Origin of the sequence: Flagellimonas marinaquae (assembly GCF_003992675.1) — a bacterium.
Taxonomy (GTDB): domain Bacteria; phylum Bacteroidota; class Bacteroidia; order Flavobacteriales; family Flavobacteriaceae; genus Flagellimonas; species Flagellimonas marinaquae.
Window position 1 is genome coordinate 89,507 of the sequence record NZ_RZMZ01000013.1, and the last position, 18,378, is coordinate 107,884.

Below are 18,378 nucleotides of genomic sequence, written 5' to 3' on the forward strand. Positions count from 1 at the left end.
TTATTTGTGCTATTTTTAAGGCAAACTAGAAACCATGATCAAAAAAACCTCATTTTTATTTGCCTTACTCCTCAGCTGCGGTATGTCGCTGCTGGCACAGGACAAGGAGACCGTTATTGAAGCGATTGTTACGGAAGCCAACGAAAATTCCCAGCTCGAAGTATTGGGACATGAACTTATGGATGGCATTGGCCCCCGATTAGTAGGAACACCCCAAATGAAAAATGCCCATGACTGGGCCGTTGCCAAATATGCAAGTTGGGGCATTCCCGCCCGAAATGAACAATGGGGCGAGTGGAAAGGATGGGAGCGTGGCATTACCCACATCGATATGGTCCATCCCAGAACCCAAAGCCTTAGAGGAACACAATTGGCCTGGAGCCCAAGTACGCCCAAAAAAGGTGTTACCGCGGAGCTTATTGTTTTGCCAACCGTGTCCGATTCGTCGGAATTTACCAAATGGCTGCCGAACGTAAAGGGCAAACTGGTGATGATTTCCATGCCACAACCCACAGGTAGACCTGATTACAACTGGGAGGAATTTGCCACCGAAAAGTCCTTCGAAAAGATGAAAAAGGAACGCGAAGAGCAGACTGAAGCTTGGAACAAAAACATGGGCAACATAGGTTTGGACAGACGCTCCCTGCCCATCGCTTTGGAAGAAGCTGGTGCAGTCGGAATAGTCTCTTCTTACTGGTCCAGAGGTTTTGGTGTGAACAAAATCTTCGGTGCCTACACCAAAGAGATTCCCACCGTAGATTTGGAACTAGAGGATTACGGAATGCTTTACCGTTTGGTGGAATCCGGTCAAAAACCACAACTTCACGTGGTGGCGGAATCCAAGGAATTGGGCAAAGTACCTACTTTTAATACCATAGCCGAAATAAAGGGTACCGAAAAACCCGATGAATATGTCATTCTTTCTGCCCATTTTGATTCATGGGACGGTGCAACGGGTGCAACGGACAATGGAACAGGAACCTTGGTCATGATGGAAGCCATGAGAATATTGAAAAAGGTCTATCCCAATCCGAAACGTTCCATTCTTGTGGGCCATTGGGGAAGCGAGGAACAGGGTCTAAACGGGTCTAGGGCCTTTGTGGAGGACAACCCAGAAATTGTTGATGGCGTACAGGCCGTATTCAATCAAGACAATGGAACCGGGAGGGTAGTCCGTATTTCCGGTGGCGGCTTTTTGAATTCGTACGATTATCTAGGCAAGTGGTTGCACGAAGTACCTTCGGAAATCACCGACGAGATTGAAACCACCTTTCCAGGAACACCTGCACGTGGGGGGTCGGACTATGCCTCTTTCCAAGCGGCAGGAGCCCCTGCCTTCAGTTTAAGCTCTTTGAGTTGGGCCTACTGGAACTATACCTGGCATACCAATAGGGACACTTACGATAAGATTGTTTTTGATGATGTTCGCAACAATGCCATACTTACGGCCATTCTGGCGTATATGGCCAGTGAACATCCTGAAAAAACATCAAGGGAAAAGGCGGTTTTACCCATTAGTGGAAGAACGGGTGAGCAAATGGAGTGGCCCACACCGCGTTCACCAGAGCGAGATGGCGGTCAGAACTAAGTCTAAACCAAGCATAAAGTAAAAAATGCGCCCAGTTGGGCGCATTTTTTTGACTAACTAACTAAAACACATTCAAAATATTCGTGGAGAAGCTACTTGAACTCCTGTCCCAACCACCTCTTTTGTAAGTATGGTATCGTCCGAATAAGTAAAGTAAAATCCGGCCTGTTGGTAATAAAGGTCGCTATGCGTACAGCCGTTTTTACATTCTTCGGCATGATTGGAATACGCTACCCTTTTTTCATTCATGTATACTTGATAAGCCCGTAGGTTTTGGATCTTTAAGTCGTTTTCAAATTGAATCTGATCATTCCAAAAATCCTTTTCGTCCTCTATGTTCGAAAAAGCAATTGTTTGTTCACGAAGGGCATCTTTCCGGGCCAGTTCTTGATAAAAGGATAGGCCATTATGTTGAGCCATACTCGCGGTCGCCAAACCTAAAGTAAACCATATCGCGATGTGAATTTGTAATCTCATCTTTCTTGATGTTAATGGATACGTAGTTCATTTACTAAAGTTCTGGCGTTTGGTCATGTAACAACTCAAAGCAGGTTTACCCTACCATAGAAAATAAAAAAGGGGCTGTTACACCCCTTTAGTCTGCATTCAAATGAAAAGCTTACTTGCCCAACATCAATAGTTCATTGCATTTGATCTCGGTGATATATCTTTTTTCCCCCTCGTTGGTCTCGTAGGAGCGATTCACAAGCTTACCCTCTACCATAATTTCCTTTCCTTTGGAAAGAAACTCCTCGGCAATCTCGGCCAATTTACCCCAAGCTACAATGTTGTGCCATTGGGTATCGGTCACTTTTTCACCTTTGGCATTTTTATAGGTTTCATTGGTGGCGATGGAAAACTTGGCGAGCTTGGTCCCGTTTTCAAGGGTGATGATTTCTGGATCATTTCCCAAATTACCAATCAACTGAACTTTGTTTCTAAGTGAATTCATAATAGTAAGATTTAAGTTTAACACGTATTCATCGAACTTCCTTAGTCCGACGAGGCAAACTTAGAGGTGTCCTAAAATCTCATTCGGTTTGTACTTATTTGTTTTCGTTTGTAAACGTATGTAAATACTTAAAACTGTTTAAAAAAGTGACCACGCACAAAAAATGGTGTCCTAATCGGCAACCCAAAACCACTTAGACATGCCCATTCGCAGTATCAACAAATACACTGTAATCAAAAGGTTCAGTTTAGGGAAAAAATTGTACGACAAGCTCGACACCGTATACGTTCAAGAACACGACCCCATCAATAAGGAACCGCAAAAAGTGTTCAACGGTGAAAAGGAATACGTTACCGATATTTCTTCCGATGTGTACTTATCGCTAAGAAAAGGATTCATCATTGACGAGCAGGAAACCTCGCTCGACCCCAAAAACATATAACAAGTGTTAACGTTTGTTAAATATTTGATTTTCTGTTCTTTATAAATTGTCCATTGAAGAGACACAGCTATCAAATCGTCCTATTTTGACTACAAAATAGGGCTTTTTACCTCTTTTTGGTATCCAAACACCTATAGCATCAAGAATTACATCGTTACCATCAATCCTTCCGAGCATCCTCCTGTACTTTAGTAGTGAACAAATCAAAAATCTATTATATGGAAGCTATTAAAGCAAAAAATAAAACATTTAAAAAATTAGGATTCACTTATTTAGAAACCGCAGAGATTGTTGTAAGTCTAAATACACTTTTAGCCAACTATCAGGTCTTCTACAATAAGCTAAGAAATTTTCACTGGAACATTGAAGGACCAGACTTCTTTGAACTTCACGAAGAGTTTGAAAATGAATACAACACCGTGAAAGAAAATATAGATGTCGTGGCGGAAAGAATCCGTGTGTTTGGCGTGAAAACCAATTTCACCATGAAAAAGACCATGGAGCTTTCCAAGATAGAAGAGAAGGATAAAGACTTGTCCGCCTTGGAAATGGTGAGGGAAGTGTTGCACGACTACGAAATTCTTCACGATAGCATGTTAGATGCCGTAAATGCTTCTCTAGAAACTGGCGATGTGGTCACTGAAAACATGTTGACCGAATTTATGACCGAGCTGGAGAAAAGGCACTGGATGTTCACTTCCTTCTTAAAGTAAGTCCTAACCGAACAGTCCTAAGAACTGATTTATTAACCTTTAAAAACAAGACTATGAAAAAGATACTCACTATACTATCATTCGCGACCTTAACCACTTTTGCCGGATATAGCCAAAGTCAAAATTCTGGGGTCATGAAAGCGACCACCCAGATGAATACATTTACCATCTCTGAAAACGGTGTAGAAAAGGAATACAGCGTGAAAGTAATGGAACGAAGAAAATACGGTATGGAATTGAACCGTAAAGATAGAGGAATGGTCAATCAAGATAGGAAACTATCATCACCATTAGTTACCAAATTGGTAGCCATTGATAGCGATTCCGACGCGAACTACGACGATTATATGGTGCTGAAGTACAGGGGCACCGAAAACAATGATTTTGACGTAGTGCAGACCGAGAAAGGATTTGATATCAAAGTTGACGATAAAACAATGCACTATGATGTATTGGAAAGCAATTACCTCGTAGACAAGAAGAGTAAAAACTTCTTCATTATTGAGGAATTTGAATCGAAATAGTTGATATAATTTCGTTTTTTGATTGATGTGAAGCCAGGGATATCCCTGGCTTTTTCTTTGTTCAAATCGGCAGATTAAGACTTATATTTGAGGCTTAAATTCAACTTATGGACCCTTGGCTACGTCCCATACAACTGGAAGGCGAATTGGTAAAGCTCGTTCCGTTGCAGAAATCCCAAAAAGTAGATCTGGTATTCGCCGCATCCGACGGCAAGCTATGGGAGCTTTGGTACACCACCGTACCTTCCCCCAAAACCATGGATTCCTATTTGGACACTGCTCTTGCCGAACAAGCCTTGGGCAAGGCATTGACCTTTGCCGTAATCAACAAAAAAACCAACACCATTGTAGGGAGTACCCGCTACTTAAATGTGGATTCAAAAAACAAGAGAGTAGAAATCGGAGCTACGTGGTATGCCAAGAAAGTGCAGCGGACAGGCATAAATACCGAATGCAAATACCTGCTGCTCAAATATGCTTTTGAAAATTTGAACTGTATTGCCGTAGAATTCCGAACCCATTTTCACAATCATGCATCCCGAAATGCCATTCTGCGTTTAGGTGCCAAACAAGATGGAATCTTGCGGAATCATCGGGTAGACGAACAAGGCAACATGCGCGACACTGTGGTCTATTCCATTTTGGACAGTGAATGGAAAACGGTCAAAACCGCCTTGGAATTTAAGATGGGCCGAAGTTATTTAAGCTGACCTTTTCCCAACCGCAATACATGGGCAAAATTGTAACTGGCCAGTTCCAAATTCTCGATTGTTTTGGCCTTGGCCTCTTCCAAATTCCCTATTTGATTGAGAATGGAAACCGCATAATCCAGCCCCATCTGCTGCATTGCTTCAATCGAAATATCCACCGACCCACAAAATGCCGCGACGGGAACATGGTACTTTTTGGAAGACCGGACTACACCGTTGATGGTTTTTCCAGACAGCGTTTGTCCATCCAACTGCCCTTCGCCCGTAATCACCCAATCAGCGCCTTCCAAAACGGCATCAAAATTGGCCAGTTGCATCACCAGATCAACCCCAGAAGCCAGCTTGGCATTCAAAAAAACCACCGCCCCACCGCCAAGACCTCCGGCAGCTCCAGCGCCCGCGATTTGTTGTACATCAACCTCAAAGGTGGATTTCAGCACTTCCGCAAAACTTTCCAACCCTTGGTCCAAAACCATGATATCTTCTTCAGATGCTCCTTTTTGCGCTCCATACACCTTGGCTGCCCCATTTGTTCCATAAAAAGGATTGTTCACATCACAAGCCACCTGAATCTTCGCATCCCACAACTTGGAATTCACATGACCTTTTTGAATCTCTTTTACGTTGCCCAAGTTTTTACCGATGGGTTCCAATTCATCTCCGTTGGCATCCAAAAATATGTAACCGAGTGCCTTGGCCATACCCATGCCGCCATCATTGGTAGCACTGCCACCTATCCCGAGCACAATGTTCCGCGCTCCCTTTTCCAAAGCATCCAGAATCAGTTCACCAGTACCGTAAGAAGTCGTGTTCATACAGTTCATCTCGGATTTTTGCAGCAATTTATAGCCAGATGCTTCGGACATTTCGATAAAAGCCGTTTGTTTATCATCCGAGAGCAAGTAATCTATTCTGATTTCTCGAAAAAGAGGGTCCTTCACGATCACAGCAACTTTTGAGGCGTTCAGATAATCCGCAACCACATCAATGGTACCATCCCCACCGTCGGCCAAAGGCCGGTGTATCAGTTCCGCATTTGGGAAAACTTTTACAATGCCACGGGCAACGGTTTCGCAAAATTCGCGTCCTGTTAAAGAGCCTTTATATTTATCGGGTGCCAAAATAAATTTCATATTCACAATGTACTCAAGTTAATCGAGTTAAGCCAGATAATTTGACCTACTCCGTTTCAAAATGGAATGCGGCACAGGTTTTGAACATAAGGCGGAAGTATTTACCTTTAATAAAACTACATCATGAAAAAAACAATCTTTTTTATAGCTACGGTACTGTTCGGCACGGGAATTTTCGCCCAGTCCAAAAACTTTTTGGATACGCCATATCTGGAGACCCAAGCACAGGTGGACACCCTGGTCACTCCGGACAAGATTTACCTCAACATCTTTATCCAAGAAAAGGACACCAAAGGCCGCGTTTCTGTGGAAGAGCAGGAAAACCAAATGGCCCAACGTTTCAAAGCCATGGGAATTGACCTAGAGGAACAATTGGTGATCAAAGATGCGAGCAGCAACTTCCAGAAATACTTTTTGCAACAAAAAGAAGTGCTCAAAAGCAAACAATATTCTCTATTGGTCTATTCAGGCAAGCAGTTGGGCGATGTAATGATGGCATTGGAACAATTGGACATTGCCAATACAAGTATCGAAAAAACCGAATATTCCAAAATGGACGAACTGGAATTGGAGCTCAAAACAAGGGCCGTAAAAAAGGCCGTCCAAAAGGCCGAAGCACTAACTAAACCTCTAGGTCAAAATGTAGGAGCGGCCATACATATTGTGGATAATTCGCAGTACTACCCAAGATATAACCAAGCTCCTATGATGGAAATGAAAGCCGTTTCTGCTGATATGGGCAACGCACAACCCTTGAACCTTGATTTTGAGAAAATCAAAGTAGAAACCACTGTCAACGTAAAGTTTGCCTTGTCCAATTAAAGGACAGGGTCGTATCATTCGAACCTAAACCCATATGAAATCAACTGTCTTACTTTTTCTCTTTACCGTCGGACTTGTTTCTGCCCAAGAAACCCTGCAACTGTCCGAAGGACAAGCATATCCCCCGGCCAACTTGTCGGATGTGGCGTGGATTGCCGGTCATTGGCAAGGCGAAGCTTTTGGCGGTACCGCAGAGGAAATCTGGAGTGCACCTTTGGGCAATTCCATGATGTTTGTCTTCCGATTGGTCAACGATGGTATGGTTTCCTTCTACGAATCGGGCCATATCCAGCAATTGGACGATTCCCTCATGCTACAACTCAAGCATTTTGATGGTAACATGATAGGTTGGGAAGAAAGGGACGAGACCATTGATTTTAAATTGGTAAAGCTAGAGCCGAACAAAGTCTTCTTTGAAGGACTCACCATGGAAAAAATCGCCGATGACCAAATGAATGTCTGGGTACTTATCGAAGAGGGAGGAAAGCAAGAAGAGATTTTATTTGCCTACAAAAGGGTAAATTGAATTAGTTTCACAGGAAACGGTTGAATTAGTATCTTTAACGGACTAACTAAACCAACCCTATTGTGAAATTCAAATCTCTACTTTTAGTTTGCGTCATACTTATGGCGTGGCATCCCGCAGATGCACAACGCAGAAACAAAAAATCCGACCAACCCTCCATTATTGTGAACGACTCCCTTTTTCCGGGGTTGAAATGGCGTAATATCGGTCCTTTCCGTGGCGGGCGTAGTGTCACCTCCTCCGGAGTAGTGGGCCAGCCCCATACTTACTACATGGGAACCACTGGCGGTGGTATCTGGAAAACCACTGATGATGGCATTACCTGGAAAAACGTTTCCGATGGATTCTTAAAAACAGGAACAGTTGGCGATATCGCCGTTTCCGAAAGTCATCCCAATATTGTGGTTGTTGGAATGGGAGAACATGCCGCCCGAGGTGTTATGACCTCAATGGGCGATGGTGTCTACAAATCCACCGATGCCGGAAAAACCTGGAAACACATAGGTCTGGACTTTACACGTCATATTTCTGACGTTATCATCCACCCTACCAATCCCGATATCCTATTCGTTGCCGCTCAGGGTGCTCAATACGGTCCCTCCGAAGACCGAGGCATCTACCGTTCCACCAATGGGGGACAATCTTGGGAAAAAGTGCTTTACGTGAACACGATTACTGGAGCTTCCTCCCTATCCATGGATATGAACAACCCCCTTGTTTTGTACGCAGCCATGTGGCAACACGAACGAACTCCATGGACCATTACCTCTGGGGGAGCCTCTTCTGGATTTTATAAATCCACCGACGGGGGAACTACTTGGGACAAAATGGAAAAAGGTCTTCCCAAAGAATTTGGTAAATCGGGCGTTTCCGTATCAAGGGCTAACTCGGAGGTAGTCTATGCCGTAATCGAGGCCGAAGGGGAAAAAGGCGGTGTGTACAAAAGTACCGACGCTGGAAAAACATGGAAGCAGACCAATAAAGACCGAATCAATATTGCACGTTCTTGGTATTACATGGAAATTTTTGCCGATACCCAAGATGAAAATATCGTATACGTACTAAATGCTCCCGTCACCAAATCCATTGATGGTGGAAAAACCTTTACGCCCGTTCCAACACCCCATGGCGATAACCATGACCTATGGATTCATCCGAAGAACAATCAGATTATGATCAATTCCAACGATGGTGGGGCGAATGTATCCAACAACGGTGGGCTTAGCTGGAGTTCACAACAAAATCAACCCACAGCACAGTTTTACCGAGTTATTACGGATAATTTGGTGCCCTATAATGTTTATGGAGGGCAACAGGACAACTCTTCCGTGGCCATTGCCAGCCGGACAAGGGATGGCGGTATAGATTGGAAGGACTGGTATGCCGTAGCCGGTTGCGAAAGCGCCTATTTGGCCTTTGACCCCGATAATCCAGAGATTGTGTATGGTGGATGTTACCAAGGAATCATAGATAAGTGGGTAAAGGCTTCACGCGAAACAAAGCCTATTAAAGCATACCCAGAATTGGGTCTAGGAAACATTCCAAAGGACTTTAAGTTCCGTTACAATTGGAATGCACCCATCATCAGTTCACCACACGACCGCAACACGATCTACCATGCAGGAAACGTGGTATTCCGGACAACTGATGGTGGCTACAGTTGGGACGTCATCAGTCCAGATCTCACACGAAACGAAATTGAGAAACAAGGTCCCGGAAGTGGCCCGTACACCAACGAAGCGGCGGGTGGGGAAAACTACAACACCATCATGTACTTGGTAGAGTCTCCCCATGAACAAGGAGTACTTTATGCGGGTACCGACGATGGATTGGTCCACATCACCAAAAATGGTGGCCAGAGTTGGGAAAATATCACCCCTCCCAATACCAAGGAAGGAATCATCAACAGCATTGAGGTATCCCCGCATGACCCTGCTACAGCCTATATCACCTTAATGCGATACAAGTTCATGGATTTAGATACCTACATTTATAAAACATCGGATTACGGTCAAACGTGGACCAAAATCACCAATGGCATAGATGGCGAACATACCTTTGCCCGTGTGGTCCGTGAAGATAAAAAGCAAAAAGGGTTGTTGTATGCCGGCACAGAAACCGGACTATACGTTTCTTTGGATGATGGACAGCACTGGCAGCCCTTGCAATTGAATTTACCTATTGTACCCATCAATGATTTGATTATTCAAGAGAACGATTTGGTAGCCGCAACGGCAGGAAGGTCATTTTGGATATTGGATGATTTGGGTGCGATTCAACATAGTTTAAGTAAGCAGAATTCGCTTCAGATTGTAACCCCGAAACCGTCGTACCGCATTTTTAATGGAAGTTCCGATGAATTTGTACCTGGATTGGGCCAGAACCCAAAATCGGGTGTGACCTTTGACTATTATTTGCCCCAAAAATTGGATTCCACAGAACTAAAATTGGAAGTGCTTTCCGGTGGAAAAGTGATACGAACCTATACCAACCAAGCACCTAAAGACTTTAAGAGTTGGGCAGGAGGACCCTCAAAACCAAAGGTGTTGCCCGCGGCCAAAGGCTATAATCGGTTTACTTGGGATTTTTACCGCGAACCATCCCCTGCCATTGAAAACGTTTTTGGATTTGATGGTTATGGCAGTTCGCGTGTGGCACCGGGCACTTACACCCTTCGGCTGACCATGGGTACCGAAACCGTGGAAACCAAGGCAGCGGTATTGCCAGACCCCCTTATCGATGCCTCAGCTGCCGATTATGCAGAACAACAATCGTACTTGACCCGTATTGATGAAACCTTGGTAAACATGCACAAAGCGGTGAACCAAATGCGCATGGCCAAAAGTCAACTTAAAAGCTATAAGGAATTGCTCAAGGACAACGAAAAAGCCAAAGAGCTATTGGAGAAAGGTGATGCATTGCTGGAACGTATCAATACTTGGGAAGAAAACCTCATCCAGCCCAAGCAAAAAACCTTTCAGGATGTGGTGAACTTTAGCAGTAAACTCAATGCAGATTTCATGCACCTTAGAGGATTTATCGATGTGGCCGAACCCAAGGTCACCGAAGGAGCAAAAGAACTCTTTAGGGACAACTTGGCCGAATGGAAAACTTTTGAAGATGAAAAGAATGCCATTGTGGGTACTGGCATGAAAGAATACAACGATATGTTCAAAGCATTGGACATTCCGGCCATCATTTTAACTGGAGAATAATGGCAGACACCTTTTGGACCGAGCAGGAGTTCACAAGACAGGATTATACCCAGCAAAAATTGCCAAGAGGCGATTATGAAAATTGCCGTTTTGTGGACTGCCTGTTCTCCAATGGGTATTTGGACAACCAAAACTTTGTGGATTGTGTTTTTGAAGATTGCGACCTTACCAATGCCAATATGGCCCATACTACCCTTAACGAAGTTACCTTTAAGGATTGTAAGTTGGTAGGAGTCCAGTTTGAAACATGCAACCCGCTTTTATTGTCCCTACACTTTATCGGTTGCAATCTATCGGTGGCTTCCTTTCATGGTATGGATTTGCCACGTACCGTTTTTCAAGACTGCAGGCTGCATCAAACGGATTTTTCTGAGACCCTTCTAAAAGAAGGGGAGTTTGTTGATTGTGATTTTAAAGATGCCATTTTCGATCAGACAGATTTGGCGCAGGCCGATTTGACTTCGTCGATAAATTTTAACATCGACCCTTCCATCAATCACCTGAAGAAAACGCGCTTCAGCAAAGAGGGATTGATCGGTTTGTTAAAAAAGTATGATATTGTGGTCACCTAATCTTATCCTATGTCCGAAAGAAAGTGCTTGGTCTGTGGAGAAAAGCTACTGGGCCGTATCGACCAAAAATACTGTTCCGACCATTGCAGAAATGCCTACAACAACCTGCTAAACCGTGACAGCAAAAATTTGGTGCGCAATATCAACAACAAACTCCGCAAAAATTATCGGATACTGGACAGTTTTCCACTGAAAGATGGCAAAACCAAGACCACTAAGATGCGGCTACTGGACAAAGGCTTTGATTTTGAATACATTACCAACCTTTATACCACCAAAAAAGGCAGCACCTACTATTTCGTGTACGATCTTGGCTATTTGCCACTCGACAACGATTATTACATGATCGTGAAAAGGGAATAGATTATTTCCAGTTTTGGCCACTTAATTTCAGTGCGGCTACCACAATATCCTTTCGGCTGATCTGGCCTACCAAAATACCATTTTTCATTACGGGCAAGCGTCGCCTGTTGTGGCGATCAAAAACACCTGCAGCATCAAAAATGGACATGTCGTGCGGAATGGTTTCCACATTCTTGGTCATGAAACGCTCCACACTCTTGTCCAGAATAGGTTGATTAAAATACCTGCTCTCCGAAATCTGCTTCATACAGTCAGCTTCAGAGACAATCCCAACCAAAAAACCATTATTGTCCAACACAGGCCCACCTGAGATATGGTGCTTGGCAAAAGTCTCCATCACTTCCAGAATGGATTGGTCTGGAGAAAAGGTAATCAATTTTTTGGTCATATAGTCCTCCACCAAAATTGGGGCATTGTACTTCTTCTTGGATTCCTCCTTGGAGCGAACGCCTTGAAAACTCTTGATTGCCATAGGGTTAGATTTTAAAGTTGAATATTAAATATAGCCTTTTTTAGCGAATAACCTAATTTTCCCAATCAAAATATGAGAACCTTTTAGAATTTCATACATTTAATCACGAATAATGCTTTGCCATGAAATCTTCAAGGACCTTTGCCCTATTATTGCTCTTTGCTGCCGTTTATTGGAGCTTTGATTCCCTCATGCCATCCTACAAGCCGGACAAGGAGACTACTTCTTCCGAGTTTTCTGTGGACAGGGCACTGGAACATGTTAGGGAACTATCCAAAGAACCGCATGCCGTCGGTTTTCCTGGGCACGAAGACGTAAAAAAATACATTATTTCCGAGCTGAAGGAAATGGGGTTGGAAACCTTGGTCCAAGAAGGGTATACAGCTGGGGATTGGGGCAATTTGAGCAAGGCGAGCAATATTTTGGCCCGAATCGAGGGCAGTGAAGAGGGCAAGGCACTGCTTCTGCTGTCCCATTACGACAGCAGCCCGCATTCGTCCCTCGGCGCCAGTGACGCAGGAAGTGGAGTCGCCACGATTCTTGAGGGGGTGAGAGCTTTCTTAAGCGAAAATAGGGTTCCAAAAAACGATATCATCATACTCATTAGCGATGCGGAGGAATTGGGGTTGAACGGAGCCGATCTCTTTGTAAACAATCATCCTTGGGTCAAGGACGTTGGGCTAGTCCTAAATTTTGAGGCGCGGGGCAGCGGCGGCCCCAGTTATATGCTTATCGAAACCAACAGGGGCAACGGAAATTTGATAAAGGAGTTCAAAAATGCCAATCCGCAATACCCCGTAGCCAACTCTTTGGTGTACAGTATTTACAAAATGCTGCCCAATGACACCGACCTTACGGTGTTTCGGGAAGACGCGGACATTGAAGGCTTCAATTTTGCCTTTATCGATGACCATTTCGACTATCACACCGCATTGGACAACTATGAACGATTGGACAGAAAGACCCTGGCCCATCAAGGAAGTTATTTGATGCCACTCCTATCCTACTTCAGCGATGCCGATCTGGACAACCTAAAAAGTCTGAATGACGAAGTGTATTACAATCTGCCCTTCTACAAATTGGTCTCCTATCCGTTTGAATGGATATGGCCCATGTCCTTTTTTGGCGCCCTTTCTTTTGTGTTGTTGTTATTCTGGGGCTTCAAAAAGAAGCAACTGGAACTATCTCACATTTTGAAAGGCTTTTTACCCATGCTCATCACATTGGTGGTAAATGGACTGGCCGGTTATTTCTGTTGGTCCATCATCACTTGGTGGTATCCAGACTTTAAGGATATGTTGCACGGATTCACCTATAATGGCTACACTTATATTGCGGTCTTTGTATCCTTTGCCCTTTTTGTTTGCTTTTATACCTATCATCAATTCCGAAGGATAAGCACACCGAATCTCTTGATAGCCCCTAGTTTTTTATGGTTGGTCATTTGTGGGTTGGTGGCACATTATTTAAAGGGGGCCAGCTTTTTTATCATTCCTTTGTATGGATTGTTGGCTGGATTGTTGGTCACTATCAACCAAAAGGAACCCAATCCGTTTCTCATGGTCTTCTTGGTCCTGCCTGCTGTATTGATCTATTCACCGTTCATTAAAATGTTTCCCGTTGGTCTTGGTCTCAAAATGATGGTTGCGGCCACCGTCCTCACCACCCTACTATTTGTATTGATCCTTCCCTTTTTCGGGCAACTGAAAAGCAAGGGCAGATTGGCTTACCTCTTCCTTTTCCTATTCTTTGCCCTTGGCATCACCAGTCATGTACAATCCGACTTTAATGAGGAACGTCCAAAACCAAGCAGCTTGCTGTATGTATACGATGCTGACAAAGAGTCCTCCCTATGGGCCACCTATGATCATGTACTGATGGATTGGAACGGGCAATTTTTAGGAGATGATAAAAGAGAGCCTTCTGCAGAGACCATCTCGAGCAAATACAGGACCCGTCTGAACTATGTCGCCGATGCGCCCAAGAAGAATATCCCTGCCCCATACATTGACACTGTTTTGGACACCATAATCGGGGATAAAAGGCATATTGAGGTTTGCATCACCCCAAAACGGAACGTAAACCGGTTGGAGGTATTCACCAATCCCGTAGCTATTAGCGCTGCCAAGGTGAACCGTATCCCGCTATCAACCTATTATTTAGAACACCGAAGAAGCAAGTTGCTTACCCATTACATCTCCAACAACGATTTTACAGAGCTGCAATTGGAGTTTCCAAAAGATTCGGTTTTGGAACTCACCCTTTACGAAGCCTCCAACGATTTACTCACTCATCCGGATTTTAGCATTCCGGAACGACCCAAAAACAGTATTCCTATGCCTTTTGTATTGAATGATGCCATAATGACCATCAAAACGGTTCGGTTTGAGTAAAAGAATCGGCATATTGGGATGTGGTTGGCTAGGTTTTCCCTTGGCCCAGCGATTGGTCAATAGGGGATTTACCGTTAAAGGAACTACGACATCGCCATCCAAAATTCAACATTTGCAGGATGAAGGCATACAACCTTTTCTGGTCAGTCTTTCGGAAAATGGGATACAAGGCCCCATTGGAGAGTTTTTGACAGGAGTGGATACGCTCATCATCAACGTTCCTCCAAAACTTCGGGGAAATGCTACGGAAAATTACGTGGACAAAATGAAACACCTCTTGGAAGCTATTGGAAAAAGTACGGTCTCTCAGGTGTTATTCATAAGCAGTACGGCTGTGTACGGGGATGCTGAGGGAGAGATAACGGAAGACACTCCATTGGCACCTGTCACCGAATCGGGGAAACAGTTGGTATCGTGCGAAAATCTGTTCCGGAACCAAAAGGGGTTCATCGCATCCATTATCCGTTTTGGTGGACTCATCGGGCCCGACCGCCATCCTGTTACCACGCTATCGGGCAGGGAGGGGCTTAGCAATGGCCATCATCCCATCAACCTCATTCATCTGGAAGACTGCATCCACATGATTTTGACCATCTTGGACAATTCCTACTGGGGTGAAACCTTCAATGGAGTATATCCCCATCATCCCGAAAAACAAATCTATTATTTTGAAGAAGCCCAAAAAAGAGGGCTGCCCGCACCTTCCTATCAAAGGGAACCCGCTTCCAACAGCGGCAAATTGGTACGAAGTGCAAACTTCTTGAAAAAGGGCCATAGCTTCACCACATCCGTCGTTTCCTAGCCTTATTGAATTCTTAACAACTTGGTTGGGATTATTTTGTTAGTTTTGGCGCACTAAATTGAAGATCAATGAAAAAGACCGTACTCTTACTGCTCCTATTTGTGGGCTTTAGTGGTATATCCCAAACCAACAATGCCCTTGTGGAACACTACAAGGCGTACTACCAAGAAATGCGATTGCAAGGTGACGTTAACGGTGTAATTGGTGCACTCACCCACCTGAATGTTTTGGAACCTTCCAAAGGGCGCAGGGACACCTTGGCCTTTGTTTACATGAACAATGGGCAGCACATGCAGGCGCTGAACACTATTGGCGTGGACAAAAATGCAGATGATTCCGACTTGGCCGTGCAGATCAAAGCGTTTTCCTTGAAAGCCTTGAACCAACCAAAAAGAGCTTTGGAGCACTTTGAAGAACTGTATAAAAGAGAGGCATCTCCATATATTGCTTATGAAATGGCCGATCTTAAGATCCAAACCGGTGACATGAACGGTGCCATTACCAATATCGATTATGGTATTGCCAATGCCACTGACGATATGACCTATGCTTTTTATGAGCGCCAACAACCGTATGAAGTGCCTTTAAAAGCTGCATTTTATCACTTGAAAGGATTGGCCGATTTTAACAAGGACAAGGAGAACATTGATGGGGCCATAGCTTCCATTGATGAAGCCCTGAAAATAGCACCCAATTTCAACTTGGCGAGCTTGAGCAAGCAGGCCTTGGAATCCCGTAAAAAGGAAGCTTCCGAAGGCGGTGGAGGCGAAAAATAGGTTATTGCTTATTTTTTAATTCTTGGAGCAAGGCATTGTCCTTTTCCTCCTTGATCTGGACAAGCTCATCCACAAATTCGTTGGGTACAGCAATTGAAAGTACATAATGGGCAATTTTCCATTGCCCATTTATTTTTTTGAGCACTCCAGACCCCCTGCAAATCTTCATCTGAGTGTCCAACAGTTCATCGAACCAGGCAAATTCCCCTGACTCATCTACATAAATGTTGCGTTCCACCGCGGTAAAGCTCCATGCCTTGCCCCTGTCAAAATAGGGTTTGGAAAAAGCTCGGAACTCATCATTTTGCCAATTTTCCGTCGCGTCAGTCCCCAAAAACACACCATCCTCGGTCATTTTCCCAAAGTAGGACTCAAAATCGGCATTGGCCGCGTCCTTGTGCCAACCATCCAATACATTATGAATAACTTCTTTGTCGGTGGTCTGCGAAAATAGGTTGATGGAAACCATCAAAAAGGCAACAAATAGATAGTTAAGCTTCTTCATCTAAAATCAGTTTTTTGTCCAATTGGCTGTTCATGATCAAATTCAACTGTCTGCGCATGGCATTATAGGCTTCCAGCACTTTTACGGTTGATTCGGTGGTCGGTTGGTTATCTAGAATACTGGCCTTGGTCTTGTACAAAAAGGTACGCATGACCATTTGCCGGCTCTTTAATTGAAAAGAATCGAACAGTTCGGGATAGGTGCCTTCCTCCAATTTCTTTTCCTTTTCGATAAGATCATCAATGGCAAGGGCCAAATCTTCGTTGTTGGTAGCTTTGTACAGGACGTCAATGCTTGCATTCAAATTCTTAAACTCCTGCCATTGTTCCACAATCGCGCTCGCCTCAGGATTTATAGGGGCCTTGTCGGGCATTTTTTGGTAGTTGAATTCCAGAGCCGAAGTATCCACTGCCGTGGTGGCTTTTTCAGACTTTTTGCATGCCCCTAACGAGACCAACAAAATCAGTATGCCTAATAAATTTCGCATAGGCGAATGTACAAATTTTAATAAAGGGTATCTTTACCATCAAACTAAATTAACTTCATTTTTAATGCACAAACCCGTTTTGATTATTGGCGCCTGCGGCCAAATAGGAACCGAACTGACCATTGAACTACGAAATAAGTACGGAGCTGAGAATGTTATTGCGAGCGACATTCGGGAAGGCAGCGATGCCCTGATGCAATCCGGTCCGTTTGAACTGTTGGATGCTACCAACTACGCTGCTATTGAAGACGTGGTGATGCATTACGAGATTGATGAAGTTTATTTAATGGCGGCCATGTTGAGTGCCACCGCCGAAAAATTTCCCATGCGTGCCTGGAACCTGAACATGAACTCCCTTTTTAATGTGCTTAATCTGGCAAAGGAGAAAAAGATTTCCAAAGTGTTCTGGCCCTCCAGTATTGCGGTTTTTGGGCCCAACACCCCAAAACAGGACACGCCACAAAACACCATTATGGAGCCCAGTACGGTCTACGGAATCAGTAAACAGTCCGGTGAACGTTGGTGCGAATACTACCATAAGAAATACGGAGTGGATGTGCGAAGTATCAGGTACCCAGGTTTGATCAGTTGGAAGACTATGCCGGGAGGAGGAACTACCGATTACGCAGTAGAAATCTACCACGAAGCTCTTAAAACAGGGGCTTATGAATGCTTTTTGAAAAGCGATACCGAGCTTCCGATGATGTATATGGACGATGCCATTAGGGCAACGATAAGCCTTATGGAAAGTCCTTCGGAAAACATAAAGGTGCGGTCCTCTTACAATTTGGCCGGGATGAACTTTACCCCCGAGCAAATGGCGCAAAGCATCACCAAGCACATTCCAGGTTTTACGATCAGCTACGCACCTGATTTTAGGCAAGAAATAGCAGACTCGTGGCCCAGCAGCATAGACGATTCACTGGCCAAGGAGCAGTGGGGGTGGACGCCCAAGTTCAATTTGGACCAAACCACTAAGGAAATGCTAGAAAATTTACAGAAATAGGGGGTTATTCCTCCTCTCCATCGTCAGCATCTGAAAACTCTTCGTCTTCATCTTCTGGAATCTTATCAAAAGGTTCCGAATCAAAATTGTCATCGTCATCCTCGTCGAAGTCGGCCATGGTACGCTCTAGTTTGGAGCTGATTTTTACCAAATACTTGGTGTCCTCGGTAGATACTTCCACGGCTTCAATATATTCGCCCTTTAGGTTCTTAAAATGGATGACATCGTCATCCCCATATCCATCGGGGTATTTTTCCACCAAAAGCTTAAGGACTTCAGATGTCAGTTTTTTATAGTCTACTATTACGCGTTTGAGGTTATCCATGTTTATGGGATTGATTTGTACCGTGGCTAAATTTAGAATAAAAGTGATTACA

At 44.1% G+C, this 18,378-nt stretch carries 21 protein-coding genes; 14 read left to right on the forward strand and 7 right to left on the reverse strand.

What is annotated here, in order from left to right:
• The first annotated feature begins 34 nt into the window (after positions 1–34).
• The gene (locus EO130_RS07305) at positions 35–1,588 is read left to right on the forward strand and encodes a M20/M25/M40 family metallo-hydrolase (protein ID WP_127140869.1); all 1,554 of its coding nucleotides are present in this window, start codon (positions 35–37) and stop codon (positions 1,586–1,588) included.
• Between the two features lie 72 nt (positions 1,589–1,660).
• Here EO130_RS07305 and EO130_RS07310 read toward each other — a convergent pair whose 3' ends face one another.
• Together EO130_RS07310 and EO130_RS07315 are read right to left on the reverse strand one after the other, a co-directional pair.
• Positions 1,661–2,065: a hypothetical protein gene (locus tag EO130_RS07310; protein WP_127140870.1), complete on the reverse strand. Its 405-nt coding sequence runs from the start codon at positions 2,063–2,065 to the stop codon at positions 1,661–1,663.
• Between the two features lie 142 nt (positions 2,066–2,207).
• Positions 2,208–2,540 (reverse strand): single-stranded DNA-binding protein, encoded by a 333-nt coding sequence (locus tag EO130_RS07315; protein WP_127140871.1) that lies wholly within the window; start codon positions 2,538–2,540, stop codon positions 2,208–2,210.
• A gap of 199 nt (positions 2,541–2,739) precedes the next feature.
• Between EO130_RS07315 and EO130_RS07320 the strand changes: the two genes are divergently transcribed.
• The 4 genes from EO130_RS07320 to EO130_RS07335 all read left to right on the forward strand — a co-directional run bounded on the left by EO130_RS07320 (position 2,740) and on the right by EO130_RS07335 (position 4,929).
• Positions 2,740–2,982: a hypothetical protein gene (locus tag EO130_RS07320; RefSeq protein WP_127140872.1), complete on the forward strand. Its 243-nt coding sequence runs from the start codon at positions 2,740–2,742 to the stop codon at positions 2,980–2,982.
• A gap of 218 nt (positions 2,983–3,200) precedes the next feature.
• On the forward strand, positions 3,201–3,695 hold the full coding sequence (locus EO130_RS07325; protein WP_127140873.1) for a Dps family protein: 495 nt from the start codon (positions 3,201–3,203) through the stop codon (positions 3,693–3,695).
• Positions 3,696–3,748: 53 nt separating this feature from the next.
• Entirely contained in the window at positions 3,749–4,219 is a 471-nt protein-coding gene (locus tag EO130_RS07330) for a hypothetical protein (RefSeq protein ID WP_127140874.1), read from the forward strand.
• 107 nt (positions 4,220–4,326) lie between these two features.
• A complete protein-coding gene (locus tag EO130_RS07335) occupies positions 4,327–4,929 on the forward strand; it encodes a GNAT family N-acetyltransferase (RefSeq protein WP_127140875.1) in 603 nt (200 codons plus the stop codon).
• Here EO130_RS07335 and EO130_RS07340 read toward each other — a convergent pair.
• Positions 4,917–6,062 (reverse strand): glycerate kinase, encoded by a 1,146-nt coding sequence (locus EO130_RS07340; RefSeq protein ID WP_127140876.1) that lies wholly within the window; start codon positions 6,060–6,062, stop codon positions 4,917–4,919. The genes EO130_RS07335 and EO130_RS07340 overlap by 13 nt on opposite strands.
• A 123-nt stretch (positions 6,063–6,185) precedes the next feature.
• On the opposite strand from EO130_RS07340, the gene EO130_RS07345 reads away from it, so the two are divergent.
• From EO130_RS07345 to EO130_RS07365, 5 genes are all read left to right on the forward strand, one after another.
• Entirely contained in the window at positions 6,186–6,884 is a 699-nt protein-coding gene (locus EO130_RS07345; RefSeq protein WP_127140877.1) for an SIMPL domain-containing protein, read from the forward strand.
• A gap of 34 nt (positions 6,885–6,918) precedes the next feature.
• Complete coding sequence (locus EO130_RS07350) at positions 6,919–7,410, forward strand: DUF6265 family protein (RefSeq protein WP_127140878.1); 492 nt, start codon at positions 6,919–6,921, stop codon at positions 7,408–7,410.
• A 101-nt stretch (positions 7,411–7,511) separates the two neighbouring features.
• A complete protein-coding gene (locus EO130_RS07355; protein ID WP_241244317.1) occupies positions 7,512–10,625 on the forward strand; it encodes a VPS10 domain-containing protein in 3,114 nt (1,037 codons plus the stop codon).
• Positions 10,625–11,197 carry a pentapeptide repeat-containing protein gene (locus EO130_RS07360; protein ID WP_127140880.1) on the forward strand — a complete coding sequence of 191 codons (573 nt, stop codon included), beginning with the start codon at positions 10,625–10,627 and terminating at the stop codon, positions 11,195–11,197. Before EO130_RS07355 ends, EO130_RS07360 begins: the two co-directional genes overlap by 1 nt.
• 9 nt (positions 11,198–11,206) lie before the next feature.
• Entirely contained in the window at positions 11,207–11,560 is a 354-nt protein-coding gene (locus EO130_RS07365) for a hypothetical protein (protein WP_127140881.1), read from the forward strand.
• 1 nt (position 11,561) lies between these two features.
• Here the strand turns inward: EO130_RS07365 and EO130_RS07370 are convergent, their stop codons facing one another.
• A complete protein-coding gene (locus EO130_RS07370; RefSeq protein ID WP_127140882.1) occupies positions 11,562–12,032 on the reverse strand; it encodes a CBS domain-containing protein in 471 nt (156 codons plus the stop codon).
• A 122-nt stretch (positions 12,033–12,154) separates the two neighbouring features.
• Here EO130_RS07370 and EO130_RS07375 point away from each other — a divergent pair, with 122 nt between their 5' ends.
• From EO130_RS07375 to EO130_RS07385, 3 genes are all read left to right on the forward strand, one after another.
• Positions 12,155–14,425, forward strand: coding sequence for a M28 family peptidase (locus EO130_RS07375; RefSeq protein ID WP_127140883.1), 2,271 nt, complete (start codon positions 12,155–12,157; stop codon positions 14,423–14,425).
• The gene (locus EO130_RS07380; RefSeq protein WP_127140884.1) at positions 14,418–15,227 is read left to right on the forward strand and encodes an SDR family oxidoreductase; all 810 of its coding nucleotides are present in this window, start codon (positions 14,418–14,420) and stop codon (positions 15,225–15,227) included. The genes EO130_RS07375 and EO130_RS07380 overlap by 8 nt, the downstream gene beginning before the upstream one ends.
• 68 nt (positions 15,228–15,295) lie before the next feature.
• Complete coding sequence (locus tag EO130_RS07385) at positions 15,296–16,003, forward strand: hypothetical protein (protein ID WP_127140885.1); 708 nt, start codon at positions 15,296–15,298, stop codon at positions 16,001–16,003.
• 1 nt (position 16,004) lies between these two features.
• Here the strand turns inward: EO130_RS07385 and EO130_RS07390 are convergent, their stop codons facing one another.
• Both EO130_RS07390 and EO130_RS07395 read right to left on the reverse strand, forming a co-directional pair.
• The gene (locus EO130_RS07390; RefSeq protein ID WP_127140886.1) at positions 16,005–16,508 is read right to left on the reverse strand and encodes a nuclear transport factor 2 family protein; all 504 of its coding nucleotides are present in this window, start codon (positions 16,506–16,508) and stop codon (positions 16,005–16,007) included.
• Positions 16,495–16,995, reverse strand: coding sequence for a hypothetical protein (locus EO130_RS07395; RefSeq protein WP_127140887.1), 501 nt, complete (start codon positions 16,993–16,995; stop codon positions 16,495–16,497). Before EO130_RS07395 ends, EO130_RS07390 begins: the two co-directional genes overlap by 14 nt.
• Before the next feature lie 64 nt (positions 16,996–17,059).
• On the opposite strand from EO130_RS07395, the gene EO130_RS07400 reads away from it, so the two are divergent.
• Positions 17,060–18,001 (forward strand): NAD-dependent epimerase/dehydratase family protein, encoded by a 942-nt coding sequence (locus tag EO130_RS07400; RefSeq protein WP_127140888.1) that lies wholly within the window; start codon positions 17,060–17,062, stop codon positions 17,999–18,001.
• A 4-nt stretch (positions 18,002–18,005) separates the two neighbouring features.
• On the opposite strand, the gene EO130_RS07405 is transcribed toward EO130_RS07400, so the two are convergent.
• Positions 18,006–18,326 (reverse strand): hypothetical protein, encoded by a 321-nt coding sequence (locus EO130_RS07405; RefSeq protein WP_127140889.1) that lies wholly within the window; start codon positions 18,324–18,326, stop codon positions 18,006–18,008.
• Positions 18,327–18,378: the final 52 nt, after the last annotated feature.

Coding starts and splice junctions, on each gene's coding strand:
- EO130_RS07305 (WP_127140869.1), top strand. CDS start 35: ATGATCAAAAAAACCTCATTTTTATTTGCCTTACTCCTCAGCTGCGGT.
- EO130_RS07310 (WP_127140870.1), bottom strand. CDS start 2,065: ATGAGATTACAAATTCACATCGCGATATGGTTTACTTTAGGTTTGGCG.
- EO130_RS07315 (WP_127140871.1), bottom strand. CDS start 2,540: ATGAATTCACTTAGAAACAAAGTTCAGTTGATTGGTAATTTGGGAAAT.
- EO130_RS07320 (WP_127140872.1), top strand. CDS start 2,740: ATGCCCATTCGCAGTATCAACAAATACACTGTAATCAAAAGGTTCAGT.
- EO130_RS07325 (WP_127140873.1), top strand. CDS start 3,201: ATGGAAGCTATTAAAGCAAAAAATAAAACATTTAAAAAATTAGGATTC.
- EO130_RS07330 (WP_127140874.1), top strand. CDS start 3,749: ATGAAAAAGATACTCACTATACTATCATTCGCGACCTTAACCACTTTT.
- EO130_RS07335 (WP_127140875.1), top strand. CDS start 4,327: ATGGACCCTTGGCTACGTCCCATACAACTGGAAGGCGAATTGGTAAAG.
- EO130_RS07340 (WP_127140876.1), bottom strand. CDS start 6,062: ATGAAATTTATTTTGGCACCCGATAAATATAAAGGCTCTTTAACAGGA.
- EO130_RS07345 (WP_127140877.1), top strand. CDS start 6,186: ATGAAAAAAACAATCTTTTTTATAGCTACGGTACTGTTCGGCACGGGA.
- EO130_RS07350 (WP_127140878.1), top strand. CDS start 6,919: ATGAAATCAACTGTCTTACTTTTTCTCTTTACCGTCGGACTTGTTTCT.
- EO130_RS07355 (WP_241244317.1), top strand. CDS start 7,512: ATGGCGTGGCATCCCGCAGATGCACAACGCAGAAACAAAAAATCCGAC.
- EO130_RS07360 (WP_127140880.1), top strand. CDS start 10,625: ATGGCAGACACCTTTTGGACCGAGCAGGAGTTCACAAGACAGGATTAT.
- EO130_RS07365 (WP_127140881.1), top strand. CDS start 11,207: ATGTCCGAAAGAAAGTGCTTGGTCTGTGGAGAAAAGCTACTGGGCCGT.
- EO130_RS07370 (WP_127140882.1), bottom strand. CDS start 12,032: ATGGCAATCAAGAGTTTTCAAGGCGTTCGCTCCAAGGAGGAATCCAAG.
- EO130_RS07375 (WP_127140883.1), top strand. CDS start 12,155: ATGAAATCTTCAAGGACCTTTGCCCTATTATTGCTCTTTGCTGCCGTT.
- EO130_RS07385 (WP_127140885.1), top strand. CDS start 15,296: ATGAAAAAGACCGTACTCTTACTGCTCCTATTTGTGGGCTTTAGTGGT.
- EO130_RS07390 (WP_127140886.1), bottom strand. CDS start 16,508: ATGAAGAAGCTTAACTATCTATTTGTTGCCTTTTTGATGGTTTCCATC.
- EO130_RS07395 (WP_127140887.1), bottom strand. CDS start 16,995: ATGCGAAATTTATTAGGCATACTGATTTTGTTGGTCTCGTTAGGGGCA.
- EO130_RS07400 (WP_127140888.1), top strand. CDS start 17,060: ATGCACAAACCCGTTTTGATTATTGGCGCCTGCGGCCAAATAGGAACC.
- EO130_RS07405 (WP_127140889.1), bottom strand. CDS start 18,326: ATGGATAACCTCAAACGCGTAATAGTAGACTATAAAAAACTGACATCT.